We start from the raw sequence: 16,848 nt of genomic DNA, 5'->3' as shown, positions 1-16,848 counted from the left end.
GCATTTTAGGCTTTGATCAAGCCTTTGGCAACCATTAATTCAGCGTTGAGCAACGAACCCCCAGCGGCTCCGCGCAAGGTATTGTGCCCCAACAAAACTAATTTGTAATCAAGAATTGGGCAACGGCGAACGCGCCCAACGGTCGTCGCCATACCACGCTCAGCATCGCGATCACGGCGTGGCTGCGGGCCATCGGCCAATTCAGTTACCAAAATTGGGTGGGCTGGCGCACTTGGCAAATTGAGCGCTTGTGGTTCAGCCTTAAATTCACGCAAGACCGCGATCAATTCAGCTTCATCGGCGGGCGGACGCTCGAACGCCAATGATAAACACTCGGTATGGCCATCAATAACCGCCACCCGATTACAATGAGCGCTAATTGTGATTTGGGCTTCTTCCACGCCCTGAGCGCCAAGCGTACCCAAAAGCTTGCGTGGCTCCCACTCAACTTTTTCTTCTTCGCCTTTGATCAACGGCACAACATTGTCAATAATGTCGAGGCTTGGCACACCTGGATAGCCTGCGCCCGAAATTGCTTGCATGCTCACCAACAAAACCTTGGTGAGGCCAAAGGCATCGTGCAAAGCTCGCATTGGCAACACAGCATGGGTGGTTGTGCAGTTGGGGTTGGTCAAAATGCCGCCGCTCCAGCCATACTGTTGGCGTTGTAATTCCAACAAATTAACATGGTCAGGGTTGACTTCGGGCACTAACAGCGGCACAAGTGGATCGCGGCGATGTGCACCAGCATTTGAGAAAACCAACGCGCCTGATTTGGCCCAAGCAATTTCGGTCGGGCCAGCAGCATCACTGGGCAAGGCACTGAACACTAAGCCAACATCGCCAACCTGATCAACGGGCTGGACGGTCATCTTGGCAAATTGGCTAGGCATTTCGCCGCCGATCATCCAGCGGCCAGCTTCGGCCAAGGTCTTACCAGCCGAACGCTCCGAAGCGGCAACTACCGTTACTTCAAAATAGGGGTGATCGATCAACAAACTCAAAAAGCGTTGTCCAACCATCCCTGTTGCGCCTAGCACACCAACAGGAATCTTCTTCATACCAAAAGCCTCCGCAGTGGGAATGTATGTGAATTAGCACCATTGCTCATCAGCGTCGTTGCTGCGGGCATTATAGCAACTCCACACGACCCTGCAACGTACCTAGGTTTGATGTTAATAGATTAGGGGGTTTTTAAAATGACAGATATAGATGCTCGTAACCGAATTACCCGCTTGGAAAAAGAGGTGGAGGCATTACGCCAAGAACTTAGTGTGCTTCGGGTTGAACTACGCCAGTTCATTAAGCCTCGGACAACAACCAAACATCAACCAACATTTGAGCGCAATTTGGCTCCAGAACGCGAGCCAGAAGCCTTGGCTGATGTCGCCCAACAGCTTTCAGAGCAGGTTTCGAGCGAGGAAATTGGGGCGTATTTGAAGCGCCGCCGTGTAACCGCCAGCGACATTCAACTAACTGAGCAGGATTTGCAACGTAACCAACCACGCAACCGCAGGGCACACCACGGCTATCCTAGCAAGCCCTATAATTTAGAGGCGTTCTATGGTAGTACTCAAACATTCATCGTATTATTTTGTTTGATTGCCTTGCTCATGGTCTTGCTAACGATGCTTTAAGCTGCTGCCAAGGTGGTTAGGCCAGCCAGATAGCTGCGCACTGCCAAATCGAAGGCGCTGCTTAAATCGCCGCCACGCTGGAGTTGTTGATTGAGTTCGAGCAGCACAAAGCCATGAATCAGCCCCAATAAGCCGCGCAAAGCTGCCAGTGAATGCTCTTGACCACTGATTTGGGCCATGATTGCCTGAATTGGCAATACCATTTCGACCAACAGCGCAGGATCAGCCCGTTGTTCAGGGCTTGCAGCGGTCAGGGCTAAAGCATAATTTTTGGGCTGTGCATGGGCAAATTGGCGATGCCCATGGCTAATTGCCACCAACTGGCTTTGCGCATCGTTTGGGCTGGTAGCCAATACTTGATCATACGCCGCAAACAATTGTTGAATTGTGACCGTGACCACGCCTTTGAGCAAAGCATTTTTGTTGGCCACATAGCGATAGAGCGATGGAGCTTTGATGCCAAGCTCGTTGGCAAGGCTGGCTAAGGCCAATTGCTCAACCCCATCGCGTTCAATCAAACGTTGGGCCGTACGAATAATTGTTGGATAATCGGTTTGGGCTGGGTAGGCCATTGCTGCTCCTCTAAACTCGCCCCAAATGGGTATCTTTGAACTGAGTTGGGTATTTTAGCCCATAGCCAAGCATGCGATCAAGCCCAATATGCGCCAACCAGATCAAGCCAATTTGCAGGCCGACTGGCCAATCGTTCAGCACTCCCAGCGCCAAAAAGCTCAACGGCCAGAGCGTAATATGGCCGAAATTATAGCAAAGGCTGCCGACTTTTGGCCCCCATAAATAGCCAAGCATCACCATATCGGGCACAAACAAAGCTAGGCCAAATTGCCACCAACTAAACCCTTGCCAAGCATATCCCAGCACCGCAATCAGCAATAAACCCAAGCCTTCGGCATGCAATAAGCGTTTAACCAAACTAGTATTTGACATGATTCACCTAAAGACTAATTTCATTAGTTTTCAAGACTAATCATAATAGTCTTTAAATGATTTGTCAAGACTAAATCTATTAGTTTTACGATTGGGCTTGGTATTTGCGTCGCCATTCGGCCACAGTCAGAATTTCTTCGCGTGGTTCTTGCGTGGCATCTGCCAAACAAGCATTAAAATGGTGGGTCAATTCAGCTGGATCAAAGCTATTGCTCCGGCCAATTATCACAATTTGGCTGTACGGAGTGGCTGCGCCCCATGGCTCACTGAGCCGCAAACTAGTACGTTTGCCCGCCAACTGAACAATTGCGCGGCGTTCAGGTGCTTCGGCCAAATATACAATGCCTTTAGCACGAAAAATCGCGGTTGGCAATTGTTGGAAGGCTCGTTGCAGGCTGCTCATGGTAAAAGGCTGATCAGTTTGGTAATTCCAGGTTTGCCATTCTTCGTTATGTTGATGCTGGGTGGGATACGCTTCAGCCTGCAAATCGATGCGATATTGACCAACTCCCAGCAGCAAATCAACCGGAACCTCGCCATATTCAGCGGTCAAAATTCGCGCCCGTGGCACAATCGTCTGAATCCAGGCAATCACCCGTTGCTGTTGGGCAGCATCAACCAAATCGATTTTATTGATCACAACAAGATCGGCGGCGGCAATTTGATCGACGACTTGAATCAATTGTTCACGTTGTTGGTGAATACTCTCAGCATCAACGACCGCCACAATCGAATCGAGATTGATCAACGAGCGCAGGGCGGGCAAACGGAAGGTTAATGCCACCGAAACCGGGTCGGAAACGCCGCTGGCTTCGACGATGATATATTCAGGTCGATCATCGCGCTCAAGCAATTCGAGGGTGGTGGTGAGTAAATCCTCGCGAATGGTGCAGCAAATACAGCCATTCGCCAAATTAATTACAGCGTCATTTTCAACCCCAACTACCAACTGCGAGTCAATATTAATCTCGCCAAAATCGTTAACCAGCACCGCGATTTTGAGGCCATGCTGGGCACTAAGCAGCCGATTGAGCAACGTCGTTTTGCCTGCGCCCAAAAATCCGGTCAAAATCGTCATTGGAATCGGCGTGGTCATCAGACACTCCTTATTGTTAACCGCGAAGGACACGAAGTTTCACGAAATCGAGCTTCGTGGTTCTTCGTGTCCTTCGTGGTTAATCAGCTGCTTGCTCGTGAGCCACAGCGCAAATTAGCTGACGGTTACTTTGGTCATGCTATCGCCTTGGCGAATTGCATTGACCACATCTTGGCCCTCGGTGACTTTGCCAAACACGGTATGGCGGCCATCGAGGTGAGGTTGTGGGCTATGGGTGATGAAGAATTGTGAGCCATTGGTGTTGGCTCCAGCATTAGCCATCGAAAGCACACAGGTTTCGTGCTTAAGTGGATTGCCCTTGAATTCATCTTCGAAGCGATAGCCTGGGCCACCTGTGCCCGTACCAGTTGGATCGCCACCTTGAATCATAAAGTTTGAGATCACGCGGTGGAAGACGATGCCATCATAAAACCCTTCGTTGATCAAAAACACAAAGTTATTGACCGTTTTGGGTGCATACTCAGGATACAACTCAATTTTGATGGTGCCTTTGGTTGTTTCCATGGTGACGACATAGTGCTTGGTGGTGTCAATCGACATCGCTGGCGCTGACTTCCATTGTTTTGCGGCCACGTGAGACCCCTTTCGACTAAAGAATCGTGAAAACATATCACCCTAGGGTTATAACACAAGAAAGCGACCGCAAGCAATTGGCGGTCGCTCAAAGCAACATCTGCTACGACGCGTGCTACTCAGGCTTGCCTTGGCGAACCAGCAGTTTCAAGCTATTACTGGCCGAGAAGCCAGGGGTTTTGGTAGCTTCGATTGTCATACGTTCGCGGGTTTTGGGGTTGACCCCTTGGCGAGCTTGGCGCTCACGGACTTCAAAGGTACCAAACCCAGTCAAGACCACTTTTTCGCCAGCTTGCAAGCGCTCGCTGACCACATCCAACATAGCATCGACAACGCGGCGTGCCTCTTTTTTAGAAATGCCGGTGCGTTCAGCGACCTCAGCAATGAACTCGATTTTTTGCATTGCACGCTCCTTAATCCTAGCGAAGCTACAATCATTACCGTCGATTATACCATAAGGATTAAGCGCTGTGGAACATTTTAGCCCATTAGATAGGCCAATTTACTCATTATGGTTGCTTGCCCTGAATACCGCAGCATGCTATACTTGCGTACATTCATCGAAGCTACGATGACCGATTAAGCACCCGGAGGAAACCGTATGCCACAGACACGCATTGTCATCGCCGATGACGAATCGCTGATTCGCATGAATCTGCGTGAAACGTTAGTTGGCCTCGGCTATCTTGTCGTTGGGGAAGCTGGTGATGGCGTGAGCGTTATCAACCTTGCCCGCGAACTACGCCCCGACGTAGTGGTGATGGACATCAAAATGCCCAAACTGGATGGTATCCAGGCAGCCAAAGTGCTGACTGAAGAGAAAATTGCCCCGGTCTTGCTCTTGACCGCCCACAGCGACAAAGAGTTGGTCGAGCGCGCCCGCGACGCTGGTGTTGTGGGGTATCTCAGCAAGCCCTTTCGCGATAGCGATTTGATGCCAGCACTCGAAATTGCCCGCGCCCGTTTTGAAGAGTTCCTGACCCTCGAACAACAAGTCGGCGACCTGAAGGAAACGCTCGAAACTCGCAAGATTATCGAACGCGCCAAGGGTATGTTAATGGATTCTCAAGGGCTGAAGGAGTCGGAAGCCTTCCGCAAGATTCAGCAGTTGAGCATGAATACCCGCAAGTCGATGCGCGAAGTTGCCTCGGCCTTGCTGTTGGCCAACCAGATGGAGCAACAAAAGTAAGTGATGCTGCGTCGCCCCTCTCAGCAACAACTGGTCGCTGTGCTGCGGGCGACGTTGCCTTTATTGCTGGCCGCCTTTTTGGGCGGCTTGTTGGCTTTAGCCCTCCAACCTGATCCACCCACTCAAACTATCATCCAAGTCGTTACCCCAACTGTGCTCAAGGCCGCTGCCACCGAAGTGCTGCCTGCCCCTGCCCCAACCCCGCTACCGGCCACGCCCACGGTTATCGTCTTCCCCGAAGATACGATTTCCTTGGAGTTGGTAACGTTGCGCCGCGATTTGGAGTTTACGGTTGGGAGTTTACACTTGTTACGGGCCACCATCCGCATTCAAAATGCGCGGATCGCCCACCACGATTTGCAAACCAGCAATGTTGAAGCGCAACTTGATTTGGCCCAAGCCGATTTAGATGCAGCTTTTCCCCTCGTTAGCGATGAAGTTCGCGCGGCCATCCAAGGCCTCAACGAGCAAATTAACTACTTACGCGACGATTTGGCAATTCGCCCCGAAACTATCGACTCGCGCCTCGCCGATTTAACCGAGCAAGTGCTGGTTTTGGCTAATCGCGATTTACCCTGAGTAAGAACATAGAACATAGAGGCGGGATTAGGAACTGATATTAACACAGAGGCGCAAGAATTATACAGATCGGCTTATTTGGTTACTTTGTGCTCTTTGTTAAAGTATTGATCCACGAAGGACACGAAGAGCACGAATGCGGCTATTTCCCAAACCCGATCACTTACCTCTACCTCTACGATACTCTGCGCCTCTGCGTTAAAGCCTCGTCCTTTTTGACTTTTGACTTTTGAATTTCTTTCATACTTCATACTTTATATTTTCCCCAACGGTTGGGGTAACTTGAATAAAGCGTTGCTGCACGTTCTTGCGGGTCAGGCCGATGCCAGCGATTGAGCAAATTAGGCTGATTAACACTAAAACGAGTACGAGGCGCAAAGCCCAAGGGTTGGGCGGAGTTTTGGGTTCAGAAGGTTGGCTGCGGCGAGGGGGAAACAAGATTTTTGGCGGAGCCAACAAACGCAATAATTCAAGTCGCGCTGCATCACCAAGCTCGCCCTCAGGGTCGGCAAACGAAACGTGCTCAAAATGGGATTGGGCTTGCTCGCGATCATTCAATTCGGCATATACGCGGCCACGCTCAACTAGCGCCGCCAGATTGGCTTGGTCAGCGGCGAGCAGTTGGTTCAATATCTGCATAGCGCTCGCATAATCGCCACGCAAACGAGCATTTTGGGCAGTTTCAAGCGTCATTGTTTAAAAAAGGGCGCTGTGGCCAAAAACCACAGCGCTGCTTGCAACCAAACGATCAATTAGAAATCGATCAAGGTGCGTAAGGTATCGACTGAGCTGCGAACCAAGTCGGCTGATTTGGCCATCAAGGCCTTTTCGTCGTCGCTCAATGGCAATTCGAGAATTCTTTCAACACCACCAGCGCCCAAAACAACTGGCACGCCGAAGTAGAGATCGTTAATGCCATATTCGCCTTCGAGATAAGCAGCGGCTGGCAGAACACGCTTCTTATCCTTCAAGATCGCTTCAACCATTTGGATGGTAGCAGCGGCAGGAGCATAGTAGGCTGAGCCAGTTTTGAGCAATGAAACGATTTCGCCGCCACCCTTTTTGGTGCGTTCGACGATTTGGTTCAAGCGTTCAGCGCTGATAAATTCGGTTACAGGAATCCCTGAAACCGTGGTGTAGCGTGGCAATGGAACCATTTCATCGCCGTGGCCGCCCATCAACATGGCTTGAATATCTTCAACTGAAACATTCAATTCTTGCGCCAAGAAAGTGCGATAGCGAGCTGCATCCAACACGCCACCTTGACCCATCACGCGCTCTTTGGGGAAGCCTGAAGCCACGCGAGCGAGGTAGGTCATCGTGTCCATTGGGTTGTTGACCACAATGATACAAGCGTTAGGCGAGGTTTTGGCAACCTTTTCGATGTTTGATTTGGTAATTTCAGCGTTGATTTTGAGCAAATCTTCGCGGGTCATGCCTGGTTTGCGTGGCGCACCTGAGGTCAAAATTACCACATCTGAATCGGTGGTTTCTTCATAGCTGTTGGTGCCGATCACGCTGACATCAAAGCCTTCAACTGGCCCTGATTGTAGTAAATCCAAGCCTTTGCCTTGAGGAATGCCCTCAACAATATCGACTAAAACAACATCGGCGAGTTCTTTGCTTGCCAACCAGTGTGCACAGGTTGAGCCAACAAATCCAGCCCCGATGATGGTTACTTTCTTACGATTAGCCACACATGCCTCCAAAATATCAAGCTGTGGTTACGATTCAAGTGTCGGAGATGCGTCTACGACCCATCTCTCACGCTTGCGCCTTAACCGTAATAAGTTCCCTCACCCCCTAGCCCCTCTCCCGCCCAGCAGGCGAGGGGGAAGCACCTACCTAACTCCCCTCTCCCGCCGCAGTGGGAGAGGGGCTGGGGGTGAGGGATTATCGATAGCCTCATTTATGCTTCGAGGGTTGCTAGCACGCTGCCAGCCTCGATGCTTTTGCCAACCTCGGCATTGATTGTAGCAATTGTACCAGCCCGTGGAGTTGCGATTTCGTTCTCCATCTTCATTGCTTCGACGACAAACACCACTTGGCCAGCCTCAACCGCCGCGCCAACGCTGGTTTTAATCGCCACAATTGTACCTTGAATTGGACAAATCACTGCATTGGGATCTGTCGCAACTTCACGCTTTTTGTTGGCAGCGCGATGGCGGGTTGGCGCAGCCGCTTTATTGCTAGCAATTGGTGTATTCAAACCTTCGCCAGCAACGCGCACAGCAAAGCGTCGCCCATTGACCTCAACCATTAATTCGCGGCTAGGTTGCTCGGCGGCTGGCTCGGTAGTGCTCGGCGTGGCGCTTGGCAATTGCTTGAGTTTTGCTTCCAAATAGCGTGGAATAAAGCTCACCGTCACATCGCCATGCTCAAAAGCTGGCTCAGCCAAAGCCAATTTATGGAAAGGAATCACCGTGGTAATGCCTTCGATCGTGTAATCGTTGAGGGCACGGCGCATGCGTTGCAAGGCTTCGCCACGAGTTGCACCCCAAGTCACCAATTTGGCAAGCATCGAATCGTAGTATGGTGGAATGGTTGTGCCTTGCTCAACCCCAGCATCGACCCGCACGCCATAGCCTTTAGGTTCGTTGTAAGCGCTGATCGTGCCAAGCGCTGGGCGAAAACCTGCCGCCGCATCCTCAGCATTGATCCGGCATTGAATCGCATGGCCGCGTAGCTGAATTTCCTCTTGGGTGAACCAAAGCTTTTCGCCTTGGGCGATGCGGAGTTGGGCTTGCACCAAATCGATGCCCGTAACCATTTCGGTCACAGTATGCTCAACTTGAATCCGCGTGTTCATTTCGAGGAAATAGAATTGACCATCGGGGGCTAGCAAAAACTCCAAAGTGCCAGCGCCAACATAACTCGTTTCGCGGCATAAGCGCAAAGCACATTCGCCCATGGTGCGGCGCAATTCAGGCGAAACTGCTGGCGATGGAGTTTCTTCAATCAATTTTTGGTGGCGACGCTGCACCGAACAATCGCGCTCGCCCAAATACACCACATTGCCATATTGATCAGCCAGAATCTGAATTTCAATGTGGCGTGGATCGAGCACATATTTTTCAACAAACAATTCGCCGTTTTTGAAAGCCGCTTCGGCCTCGCGACGTGCACTTTCGAAGGCAAATTCAACTTCTTCAGGCTGGTAGGCCACCTTCAAGCCACGGCCACCGCCGCCAGCACTAGCTTTGATGGCAATTGGGTAGCCATATTGTTCGCCAAGTTCAAGGGCTTCGGCGACACTTTCAACCGCCTCGGTTGTGCCTGGAACCAGCGGGACATGAGCACGTAAAGCCACTTGACGAGCGTGAATTTTACCGCCCATCAAATCCATGGCATCAGCGGTTGGCCCAATAAAGGCAATGCCCGCCGCATCACAAGTGCGCACAAAATCGGTATTTTCCGAGAGGAAGCCGTAGCCAGGGTGAATCGCGCCAGCGCCACTGCGCCGCGCAACATCGAGGATTGTTTCAGTTTGCAAATAACTTTGGACTGCTGGAGGGGGACCGATCAAAAAGGCATCGTCGGCATAACGGACGTGGAGCGAATCGCGATCCGCTTCTGAGTAGACGGCGACGGTGCGTAAACCTAATTCCTTGCATGCCCGCATCACGCGCAGGGCAATCTCGCCGCGATTGGCGATCAGCACTGTATCGAAACTCATATGCCGTTGCAACTCCGTTGTGCTATGGCAAGTCTTACGTTAATCATTGCCGTATGCGAAATTAGAGTCCCGTAATGCCGTAAAAGCCGCCAGCTGCTCGTCGGCGTAAACGTTCGATGGTGGCCCAGCGTGGCCGGACACCAGTGCGGGCTGGCCGCAGCCCTTGGCGTGAAAGCTTGGCTGAGGCTTGCCAGGTATTGGGCGCGACCGTGATCGCTGGCTCGGCTACAACCTCGGCCAACACACTGACAACTGCCGCACTGAGTGCCGCTAGTTCTGCATCGCTAGGCATTGTTGCGCTTGTCACAATCATATTCATAGCGCTATTATACTCCACTCGGCGGGGGATGCCAATATCCATCCATTGGTCCGATCTTTGCGTTAAACCAATCAGAGCAAGCAGAATTTCAGTCAAATAAGGAGTCTCTGATGAACAGCAAGGTTTTGCGCTTTGCCAATGTGGCAGCGATTATCGCGACGATTGTGATCAACGCCTTAGCCAATATTTTGCCGATCAACGGGCTTGATACTGGCACGATCTCCGATTCGTTTCCAGTGCGTTTCGTGCCAGCGGGCTATGTTTTCAGCATTTGGGGCTTAATTTATTTGGGCCTTAGCGCCTTCGCAGTTTATCAAGCATTGCCTAAGCAGGCCAATAATCCAGCCATTGCTAAAATTGGCTGGTGGTTCGTGGCCTCATGTGGCTTCAATAGCGCTTGGATTTTCGCTTGGCACTATTTGCAATTCCCACTCACAATCGTGTTAATTATTGGTTTGTTAGTTTCGCTGATTATGATTTATCGCCAGTTGAGCAGCGTTCGTGCTGAAGCTAGCACCGCTGATCGTTGGCTGATTCATACGCCGTTTTCCATTTACTTGGGTTGGGCTACGGTGGCAACCATCGCCAATGCCACGATTGTGCTCTACGATGCTGGTTGGCGCGGCGGCCCACTCAGCGATTCAGTTTGGACGGTGATTTTGTTGGTAATTGGGGTTTGTTTGGCAGCCTTCATTACCCTGCGCCAACGCGATATTGCCTATAATGGCGTGCTGTTGTGGGCGTTCATCGGCATTGCAGTTAAACAAGCAGCCTTCCCATTAGTGATGAATGCAGCAATTGTCGCGGCAGTTGCGATTGCCTTGTTGATTGGGCTGGCGCTCATTCGTAGCTTGCCAACGCAACGACGCAAAGCTATGGCGTAGCTGAAACCACAAAGAACACCAAGAGCACGAAGAAATCTTTGACATTGATTTTTCGTGCTCTTGGCGTTCTTAGCGGTTACTAACTTTTTGGTAGATCCAAATCGCTGAGCCGCACGGTTTTGCGGGTACCAAATTTGATGGTTTTTTGACCAGCTGAGGTCATTTGCCCATTGGTTTGTAGATTTTCGATCTCTTGTTGCATGGTTTGGGCTAGCTCGGTTTCGCCTTGGTTGAGCAAGCGGGTCACAGCACCTTGAAGCTTTTGGGTCGCTGCACCAATATTGCCCTCGGCCAAATCTTCTAAGGCCCGAGTTTGCAGCTTGTGGGCGCTGACCTTTTCAACAATATTCATCACTTGGGGCACAACTCCGGTTGCCTGAGCCGGATCAGCCACAAAATTCAACATGACATCGTAGCGAGCTTTTTCGCCAACTACCTGCATTTGAGGAATATCGTAGTTGACCTCGATTTGGCCCAGCCGATATTGGCCCGCCTGCTTGGGATCAACCAGCATTTCGATTAGCACCATCCGATGTTCGTCTTTGGAAATATCGCCGAGGCTCACGCCAACCGCCCGATCGCTAATTGGCCGATAGGGCAATTGTTGAATTAATGGGGTTACTTGCCAAAGGGCGCGTGGCTCAACTCCCTGCACAAAGCGCAAGGTCAAGGCTGAGTTTTGCACCACCGCCGATTGGGCTTGCTGCACCGCACCTTGGAAGAACGAGGCGATATCGTTGGGATTGCTGAAATATTCGGCAACGCCACCTGAGCGATTCGCCATTTCGATCAACAGATCTTCGTTCCAATCGTCGCCAACGCCCAGTGCCGTCAATGGCACACTAGCTTTGCCAATTTCCTCGGCCAAGCGCAAACAATCGCGTTCGCCCTCGGTTTGACCGTCGGTCAGCAAAATAATGCGGCTGATCGTATTGGCATTTTGGCTACGGCGAATTTCATTCAAGGCAGCTTCGAGCGCAGGTGCGATTTTTGTACCACCTGCATCTTTGATTTTACCAACTTCAGCTTGTAAGGCAGCAACGTTGCGAACAGGCTGAGCACTGATAATCGTTTCGCGGCGATGGTCGAAAATCACCACCGAAACAATATCTTGCGGCCCCATCAAGCCCAGAGCGCGTTGGGTAGCTTCGCGCACACAGCGCATTTTGTCGCCCTTCATCGAGCCACTATGATCGAGCACGAAGCTCACATTAACTGGCATTTGAACGTGAGCAACCGCTGGTGTTGCCGTAATATCCAGCAGTAAATAAACAACCTGCTGGGTTTGCAAGGCTGGCAACGCCGGTCGAGCCAACGTACCAGTTAATTGAACTTCACCTGCCATTGGTGATCTCCTTTATAGAGAACATAGAACATAGATTGAGTGTTCTCGTTCCCTCACCCCGACCCCTCGCCCACGGCGGCGGGAGAGGGGAGAAATCCTGGAGTGGTTCCCCCTCGCCTCGCGTGCGGGAGAGGGGGTCAGGGGGTGAGGGAACGCTGGCCGTTGTTAATGCGACAAACTATTACACATAGCCAACAGCCCAATAGCCCAAAGTCTATAGCCCTCGATTACTCTTCTAATTTTTGGGTTAGTTTGCGGGTGGCGTAGCGCAGGGCTTTTTGATCAGCGGCTGCGATTTGACCACCAGCCTCAAGTTGTTGGGCACTTTGTTCCATGGTTTGGGCCAACTCAGTTTCGCCTAAATCGAGCAAACGGGTGGCGGCGGCGCGTAATTTTTGGGTTGCGCTGCCAATATTGCCGGCCTCGGCCTCGGAAAGTGCCCGTGTTTGCAATTTGAAGGCGGTCACTTTTTCGACCGTGTTCATAATTGGCGGATTGACCACGCTGGCCTTGGGATCGACGTTAAAGCTCAAAGGAATGTCAATTTTAATTTTGCCTTCTTTGATACCAAGCACTGGGGCATCGTATTGCAATTCAGCTTGGGCGATGCGGAACGTACCCGCTTCACGCTCTGGCAGCATCACATCGACCAAAACACTGGCTCCATCGCCAGCAATTTCGCCAATGCTGACCGTGACTTCGCGTTCACCAATCGGCTTGTAGCCAAGGTTGGCGATCGTTGGCTGGACGCGATAAACTGCGCGTGGGGTAACTCCAGGCAGCAAACGCAACAGCAACCGCGCATTGACCACGGTGGTAGTTTGGGCGCTTTGCAAGGTTTGTTGGAAATATTTGCTAATTTGGCTGGGGTCGGCAATATAATCCGATTCGCCGTTGGATGCGGTAGCCAAATCGTCGAGCAAGGCCTCGTTCCATTCAGTGCCCAAGCCCAGTGCTGTGATCGAAACGCCTAAATCGCCAATTTGTTTGGCTAAATCGCGGCAGGTATCTTCATCGCCCCAGGTTTGGCCGTCGGTCAAAAGCAGCACGCGGCCAACTCGATCGGCGGCCTGGAATTTTTGCAATTCGGCAAGGCCTGCTTGCAAGCCCAACGACATGGCCGTGCCACCTTGCTCGCCGATTGATTCGATCGCATTTTGCAAGGCTGGGAGATCGTCGGCCAAACGGGCTGGCACGAGAACTTCCAAGGTATCATCGAACAACACAATGCTCACGGCATCGATTGGACGTAAGTTGGCCACAATTTCACGCACAGCTTCGCGCAAATGTTGAATTTTATCGCCAGCCATCGAACCAGAGCGATCAAGCACCAAACAAAAGTTGAGTGGCGGAGCCGCTTGGACAGTCGGCACATGATGTGGTTTGGCCTGAATCAAGACATAATTAACTTGGCTGGTGCCGCTTGGCAAAGGTTCGCGGCTCCAAACTGCTGAAAGTGCTACAGGTTCAGTCATTATTCCATCCTCTTAGTGTTGAACTATTGGAAGGGCATCAAAACGCACCACCACCACGCTGATATTATCTTCGCCGCCACCAGCATTACCAGCCTCAATCAAGGCATCGCAGAGATCGGCGGGGTTGGCATGTTCAGCGAAAAGTGCCGCCATTTTGGGGTCGCGCACCATTTCCCACATGCCGTCAGAGCAGAGAAATAGCGCATCGTTAGGCTGTAATTGCACCTCGAACGTGTCGGTGCCAGGGTCGCCGCTATCGCCAAGCGATTTGAGAATGGCGTTGCGTTGGGGGTGGGTGTAAATATCATCAGGATCAAGTTGGCCAATATCGATTAGGCGCTGGACTAACGAGTGATCTTTGCTGATGCGCTGCAATTTGCCATCGCGATAAAGGTAAGTCCGACTATCGCCAACGTTGCCAACAATCGCCCGATCGCCGATAACCACCGCCATGGTCAGGGTCGTACCCATATCGTTTTTGCGGCGCACGCTTTCTTCGTAAACCGCTTGGTTGGCTTGAAATGCTGCTTGCTTGACCAATTCGGCGAGGTGTTTGCTCGAAACTGGCCCAGCATGTAACTGCGGATCAAGCAAGGTTGGCACGAGGGTTTGAGCAGTAGTCGTGATCGCCAAACCGCTAGCAACCTCGCCGCCTTCGTGACCACCCATACCATCAGCCACTACATACAGACCAACGTTGACTGGCTTGGCATCCCAGTTCAGGCGTAAATCCCAGGTCAGCACGCTATCTTCGTTATGATCGCGAATCATGCCAACATCGGTAGCATAGCCAGTCCGTACTCGCAAACTGATCGGCGTAGCTTGTTCGGCCAGCAGGGTTTCGAGGGTTTGGGCCAAAATGCTAGCATCGGTGATGCGCTTGGCGCGGAGATCACTCAAAATTGTGGCAAAAGCGCTATCGAGCGGCGAAGGATTATTCGAATCATCAAGGCGGCGAGTTTGGCGCTGAATTCCCGCCATTTTTTCTAGCACCAAACCTAAATGCTCAACATCATCAAGTTGATCTTCTTTGCCCAACGAACGGCGAATCGCGCCAGCATCAGCCAGTTTAATTTCGCGCTTGTTGGTCAAAGCCAAATCAGCTAAGGTTAATTGGCCTAGCGCCAACCCGTGGCGATGCAAATAGGCTAAGGCGCGGGCTACTTGAATTCCAATATCAACAGCATCAGTTTGATCAACAAAGGTATTTGGTTCGCTCAGCAACGTGTCGAAACGCACTAAGCTCGTACCATCGGGCAGCACCGCAAACCGTGAATCTTCGCCCACAAAGACCTCGCGCACGGTGGGCAAGGCAGCGCGGGCGGGGTCATCGGGTAAATCATCAAGCAAAGCTGCGCCAATTGGCTGGGCCGCCGGAGTTTCTTGTAACAGAGCAGTTTGTTCTTCGACCTGCGCCCCGCACTCTTCGCAAAACTGATCGCTCGCTTGTAAGGCTGCGCCACAACGAGCGCAATGATCCCATGGCTCCAACAGCGCCACGCGATAGACGCGCAAGGTTGGAGTATCGGTCAGCAAGGCGGTTACCCGATAAATATCCTTCAACACAGTGCCAATCGCAAAGGGTTCGTGTTCCTCTGGCTGGTTGACGGGGTTGAGAGGTTGGGTTCCACCAGTCATCGGTTGAGTCGGCTCAGACACAGGTCAACTCCTCTGAATAGGTCTAGAACAACAAAAAATTCCTTGTTCTTGGACGAATAACATGACTTGAATGTTTCTGATTATCGTTCTTCTGTCAATCTTCTGGTTGCATAGCGCAAGGTTTTGGTTTGCTCAGGGTTAATTTGGCCAGTTTCTTGCAAGGTTTGGCTGGCCGCAGCAGTTTGTTTGGCTAATTCATGCTCGCCCAAATCGACCAAGCGGGTGACTGCGGCCTGCAATTGGCGAGTTGCTCCAGCTTGATCACCCTGAGCAGCTTGCTCCAGCGCTTTGTTTTGCAAGCGCCATGCCGTCACCCGTTCCAAAATCGCTACAAGCTCTGGGTTGAGCGCCTGGTCGGCATTCGGATGATATTCGACCACCACATCGCGGTTAATTGGCTCCAAACTTTGGCCTTGGGGATCGTCGGCCTGCAACGAAAGCCGCAACAAACGATAAATATTTGGCACATGATCAGGGATGCGCAGTTCGAGTAACCAAGCAGCTTTAGCCCGTTGTTCGATTGAGCCTAAACTTAAACTGCCCGAACCAGCCTCAAATTCAGGGATTGGTACTTCGCCCAAGGCTGGCCTAATGCGTAAAATTCGTTTGATATGGACATCGTGAGCGAGCCGCAAATCAAGCCGCGCCTTTTGAGCGATAATCGCATGGGCCTTGCCAAACTCCACATCAAGCAAATTAGGCAGGTCGCTGGGGTCGGTGATAAAACTGGATTGACCACCGCTCTGATCAGCAAAGCTCATCAGCAATTGCTCTTGAAACTCAACCCCCAGGCCAATCGTCGAGACCGGAATTGAGCGGGCAGCCAGATGGCGAGCATAGGCAAAGGCTTGTTGTTCATCTTCAACAAAGCCATCAGTTAGCACAACGATCCGTTGTGAAAAACCAGTGCTGGGCATGCTATCAAGCAGATCGATCGTGCTGCGCAAGCCTGGAGCCAGCCGGGTGCTCCGGCCAAGATCGCCGCGTTCAAGAATGGCGACTGAGCCTTCCAAGCGCACCACATCGGTTGGCGATTTGGCTTTGAGCACTGCATGAGCTTTTTCAGCAAAGCCGATGATCGAAAGTTGATCATCGGCATTTAGGCGCTCAGCTGCGCCACGCACGGCCTGCCCCAGCCAACGACTTGGGCTTTGAGCGCGTCGCCGCACCTCATCCATCAAATCATCGCGAATTTTCCAGACTGGCACGCCATCGAGCATAACCTCATGGGCAGCACCACGGCGCATTAATTCGCGAAACAAGGCCGCATCAGCGATTGGCACACGCATTGAGGGCGAACAATCGACCAACAACACACAATGCACCGGCGCACGCTGGTTGGTTTTGCCTTGACCAACAACCTCAGCTAAAACATACAAAACTTGTTCGCCAGTGTTTGCGGGCACGCTGCTACGTGAAAGGGTGAGCCTGAGATCTAAGCTCGTCATAG

Annotated in this window: 18 protein-coding genes; 4 read left to right on the top strand and 14 right to left on the bottom strand. The window is 51.7% G+C overall.

Features of this window, described 5'->3' with window-relative positions:
* Positions 1 to 5 precede the first annotated feature (5 nt).
* Positions 6 to 1,061, bottom strand: a complete 1,056-nt coding sequence (gene asd, locus DEF47_RS23395; protein WP_012191720.1) for an aspartate-semialdehyde dehydrogenase — start codon at positions 1,059 to 1,061, stop codon at positions 6 to 8.
* A 138-nt stretch (positions 1,062 to 1,199) separates the two neighbouring features.
* Here asd and DEF47_RS23390 point away from each other — a divergent pair, with 138 nt between their 5' ends.
* Positions 1,200 to 1,637 carry a hypothetical protein gene (locus DEF47_RS23390; RefSeq protein WP_012191721.1) on the top strand — a complete coding sequence of 146 codons (438 nt, stop codon included), beginning with the start codon at positions 1,200 to 1,202 and terminating at the stop codon, positions 1,635 to 1,637.
* Here the strand turns inward: DEF47_RS23390 and DEF47_RS23385 are convergent.
* The 5 genes from DEF47_RS23385 to DEF47_RS23365 form a co-directional block, all read right to left on the bottom strand.
* Positions 1,634 to 2,209: a TetR/AcrR family transcriptional regulator gene (locus DEF47_RS23385; protein WP_012191722.1), complete on the bottom strand. Its 576-nt coding sequence runs from the start codon at positions 2,207 to 2,209 to the stop codon at positions 1,634 to 1,636. The genes DEF47_RS23390 and DEF47_RS23385 overlap by 4 nt on opposite strands.
* A gap of 10 nt (positions 2,210 to 2,219) precedes the next feature.
* Positions 2,220 to 2,582: a DUF4260 domain-containing protein gene (locus DEF47_RS23380; RefSeq protein ID WP_012191723.1), complete on the bottom strand. Its 363-nt coding sequence runs from the start codon at positions 2,580 to 2,582 to the stop codon at positions 2,220 to 2,222.
* Positions 2,583 to 2,667: 85 nt separating this feature from the next.
* Complete coding sequence (locus tag DEF47_RS23375) at positions 2,668 to 3,678, bottom strand: CobW family GTP-binding protein (protein WP_012191724.1); 1,011 nt, start codon at positions 3,676 to 3,678, stop codon at positions 2,668 to 2,670.
* Between the two features lie 114 nt (positions 3,679 to 3,792).
* Positions 3,793 to 4,239: a peptidylprolyl isomerase gene (locus DEF47_RS23370; RefSeq protein WP_041306913.1), complete on the bottom strand. Its 447-nt coding sequence runs from the start codon at positions 4,237 to 4,239 to the stop codon at positions 3,793 to 3,795.
* 148 nt (positions 4,240 to 4,387) lie between these two features.
* Entirely contained in the window at positions 4,388 to 4,675 is a 288-nt protein-coding gene (locus tag DEF47_RS23365) for an HU family DNA-binding protein (protein WP_012191726.1), read from the bottom strand.
* Between the two features lie 198 nt (positions 4,676 to 4,873).
* On the opposite strand from DEF47_RS23365, the gene DEF47_RS23360 reads away from it, so the two are divergent.
* Together DEF47_RS23360 and DEF47_RS23355 are read left to right on the top strand one after the other, a co-directional pair.
* A complete protein-coding gene (locus tag DEF47_RS23360) occupies positions 4,874 to 5,461 on the top strand; it encodes an ANTAR domain-containing response regulator (protein WP_012191727.1) in 588 nt (195 codons plus the stop codon).
* A complete protein-coding gene (locus DEF47_RS23355) occupies positions 5,462 to 6,040 on the top strand; it encodes a hypothetical protein (RefSeq protein WP_012191728.1) in 579 nt (192 codons plus the stop codon).
* Positions 6,041 to 6,280: 240 nt separating this feature from the next.
* Here DEF47_RS23355 and DEF47_RS23350 read toward each other — a convergent pair whose 3' ends face one another.
* From DEF47_RS23350 to DEF47_RS23335, 4 genes are all read right to left on the bottom strand, one after another.
* Positions 6,281 to 6,733: a tetratricopeptide repeat protein gene (locus DEF47_RS23350; protein ID WP_012191729.1), complete on the bottom strand. Its 453-nt coding sequence runs from the start codon at positions 6,731 to 6,733 to the stop codon at positions 6,281 to 6,283.
* Positions 6,734 to 6,792: 59 nt separating this feature from the next.
* Positions 6,793 to 7,737 (bottom strand): malate dehydrogenase, encoded by a 945-nt coding sequence (gene mdh / locus DEF47_RS23345; protein WP_012191730.1) that lies wholly within the window; start codon positions 7,735 to 7,737, stop codon positions 6,793 to 6,795.
* A 212-nt stretch (positions 7,738 to 7,949) separates the two neighbouring features.
* Complete coding sequence (accC, locus tag DEF47_RS23340; protein WP_012191731.1) at positions 7,950 to 9,716, bottom strand: acetyl-CoA carboxylase biotin carboxylase subunit; 1,767 nt, start codon at positions 9,714 to 9,716, stop codon at positions 7,950 to 7,952.
* A 61-nt stretch (positions 9,717 to 9,777) separates the two neighbouring features.
* Positions 9,778 to 10,035, bottom strand: coding sequence for a hypothetical protein (locus tag DEF47_RS23335; protein WP_012191732.1), 258 nt, complete (start codon positions 10,033 to 10,035; stop codon positions 9,778 to 9,780).
* A gap of 110 nt (positions 10,036 to 10,145) precedes the next feature.
* Between DEF47_RS23335 and DEF47_RS23330 the strand changes: the two genes are divergently transcribed.
* A complete protein-coding gene (locus tag DEF47_RS23330; RefSeq protein WP_012191733.1) occupies positions 10,146 to 10,919 on the top strand; it encodes a TspO-related membrane protein in 774 nt (257 codons plus the stop codon).
* 79 nt (positions 10,920 to 10,998) lie between these two features.
* Here the strand turns inward: DEF47_RS23330 and DEF47_RS23325 are convergent, their stop codons facing one another.
* The 4 genes from DEF47_RS23325 to DEF47_RS23310 all read right to left on the bottom strand — a co-directional run bounded on the left by DEF47_RS23325 (position 10,999) and on the right by DEF47_RS23310 (position 16,846).
* Positions 10,999 to 12,264 carry a vWA domain-containing protein gene (locus tag DEF47_RS23325; protein WP_012191734.1) on the bottom strand — a complete coding sequence of 422 codons (1,266 nt, stop codon included), beginning with the start codon at positions 12,262 to 12,264 and terminating at the stop codon, positions 10,999 to 11,001.
* Between the two features lie 227 nt (positions 12,265 to 12,491).
* Complete coding sequence (locus tag DEF47_RS23320; RefSeq protein ID WP_012191735.1) at positions 12,492 to 13,739, bottom strand: vWA domain-containing protein; 1,248 nt, start codon at positions 13,737 to 13,739, stop codon at positions 12,492 to 12,494.
* Positions 13,740 to 13,751: 12 nt separating this feature from the next.
* Positions 13,752 to 15,398: a protein phosphatase 2C domain-containing protein gene (locus DEF47_RS23315; RefSeq protein WP_012191736.1), complete on the bottom strand. Its 1,647-nt coding sequence runs from the start codon at positions 15,396 to 15,398 to the stop codon at positions 13,752 to 13,754.
* A gap of 80 nt (positions 15,399 to 15,478) precedes the next feature.
* Entirely contained in the window at positions 15,479 to 16,846 is a 1,368-nt protein-coding gene (locus DEF47_RS23310) for a VWA domain-containing protein (protein WP_012191737.1), read from the bottom strand.
* Positions 16,847 to 16,848 lie beyond the last annotated feature (2 nt).

The organism is Herpetosiphon sp. (assembly GCF_003512625.1).
GTDB lineage: Bacteria > Chloroflexota > Chloroflexia > Chloroflexales > Herpetosiphonaceae > Herpetosiphon > Herpetosiphon aurantiacus.
This window is presented reverse-complemented; position numbering and strand designations above follow the sequence as displayed.

Bases quoted from the DNA above. Each gene is read 5' to 3' on its own strand.
- asd (WP_012191720.1), bottom strand. From the start codon at position 1,061: ATGAAGAAGATTCCTGTTGGTGTGCTAGGCGCAACAGGGATGGTTGGA.
- DEF47_RS23390 (WP_012191721.1), top strand. From the start codon at position 1,200: ATGACAGATATAGATGCTCGTAACCGAATTACCCGCTTGGAAAAAGAG.
- DEF47_RS23385 (WP_012191722.1), bottom strand. From the start codon at position 2,209: ATGGCCTACCCAGCCCAAACCGATTATCCAACAATTATTCGTACGGCC.
- DEF47_RS23380 (WP_012191723.1), bottom strand. From the start codon at position 2,582: ATGTCAAATACTAGTTTGGTTAAACGCTTATTGCATGCCGAAGGCTTG.
- DEF47_RS23375 (WP_012191724.1), bottom strand. From the start codon at position 3,678: ATGACCACGCCGATTCCAATGACGATTTTGACCGGATTTTTGGGCGCA.
- DEF47_RS23370 (WP_041306913.1), bottom strand. From the start codon at position 4,239: ATGTCGATTGACACCACCAAGCACTATGTCGTCACCATGGAAACAACC.
- DEF47_RS23365 (WP_012191726.1), bottom strand. From the start codon at position 4,675: ATGCAAAAAATCGAGTTCATTGCTGAGGTCGCTGAACGCACCGGCATT.
- DEF47_RS23360 (WP_012191727.1), top strand. From the start codon at position 4,874: ATGCCACAGACACGCATTGTCATCGCCGATGACGAATCGCTGATTCGC.
- DEF47_RS23350 (WP_012191729.1), bottom strand. From the start codon at position 6,733: ATGACGCTTGAAACTGCCCAAAATGCTCGTTTGCGTGGCGATTATGCG.
- accC (WP_012191731.1), bottom strand. From the start codon at position 9,716: ATGAGTTTCGATACAGTGCTGATCGCCAATCGCGGCGAGATTGCCCTG.
- DEF47_RS23335 (WP_012191732.1), bottom strand. From the start codon at position 10,035: ATGAATATGATTGTGACAAGCGCAACAATGCCTAGCGATGCAGAACTA.
- DEF47_RS23330 (WP_012191733.1), top strand. From the start codon at position 10,146: ATGAACAGCAAGGTTTTGCGCTTTGCCAATGTGGCAGCGATTATCGCG.
- DEF47_RS23325 (WP_012191734.1), bottom strand. From the start codon at position 12,264: ATGGCAGGTGAAGTTCAATTAACTGGTACGTTGGCTCGACCGGCGTTG.
- DEF47_RS23320 (WP_012191735.1), bottom strand. From the start codon at position 13,739: ATGACTGAACCTGTAGCACTTTCAGCAGTTTGGAGCCGCGAACCTTTG.
- DEF47_RS23310 (WP_012191737.1), bottom strand. From the start codon at position 16,846: ATGACGAGCTTAGATCTCAGGCTCACCCTTTCACGTAGCAGCGTGCCC.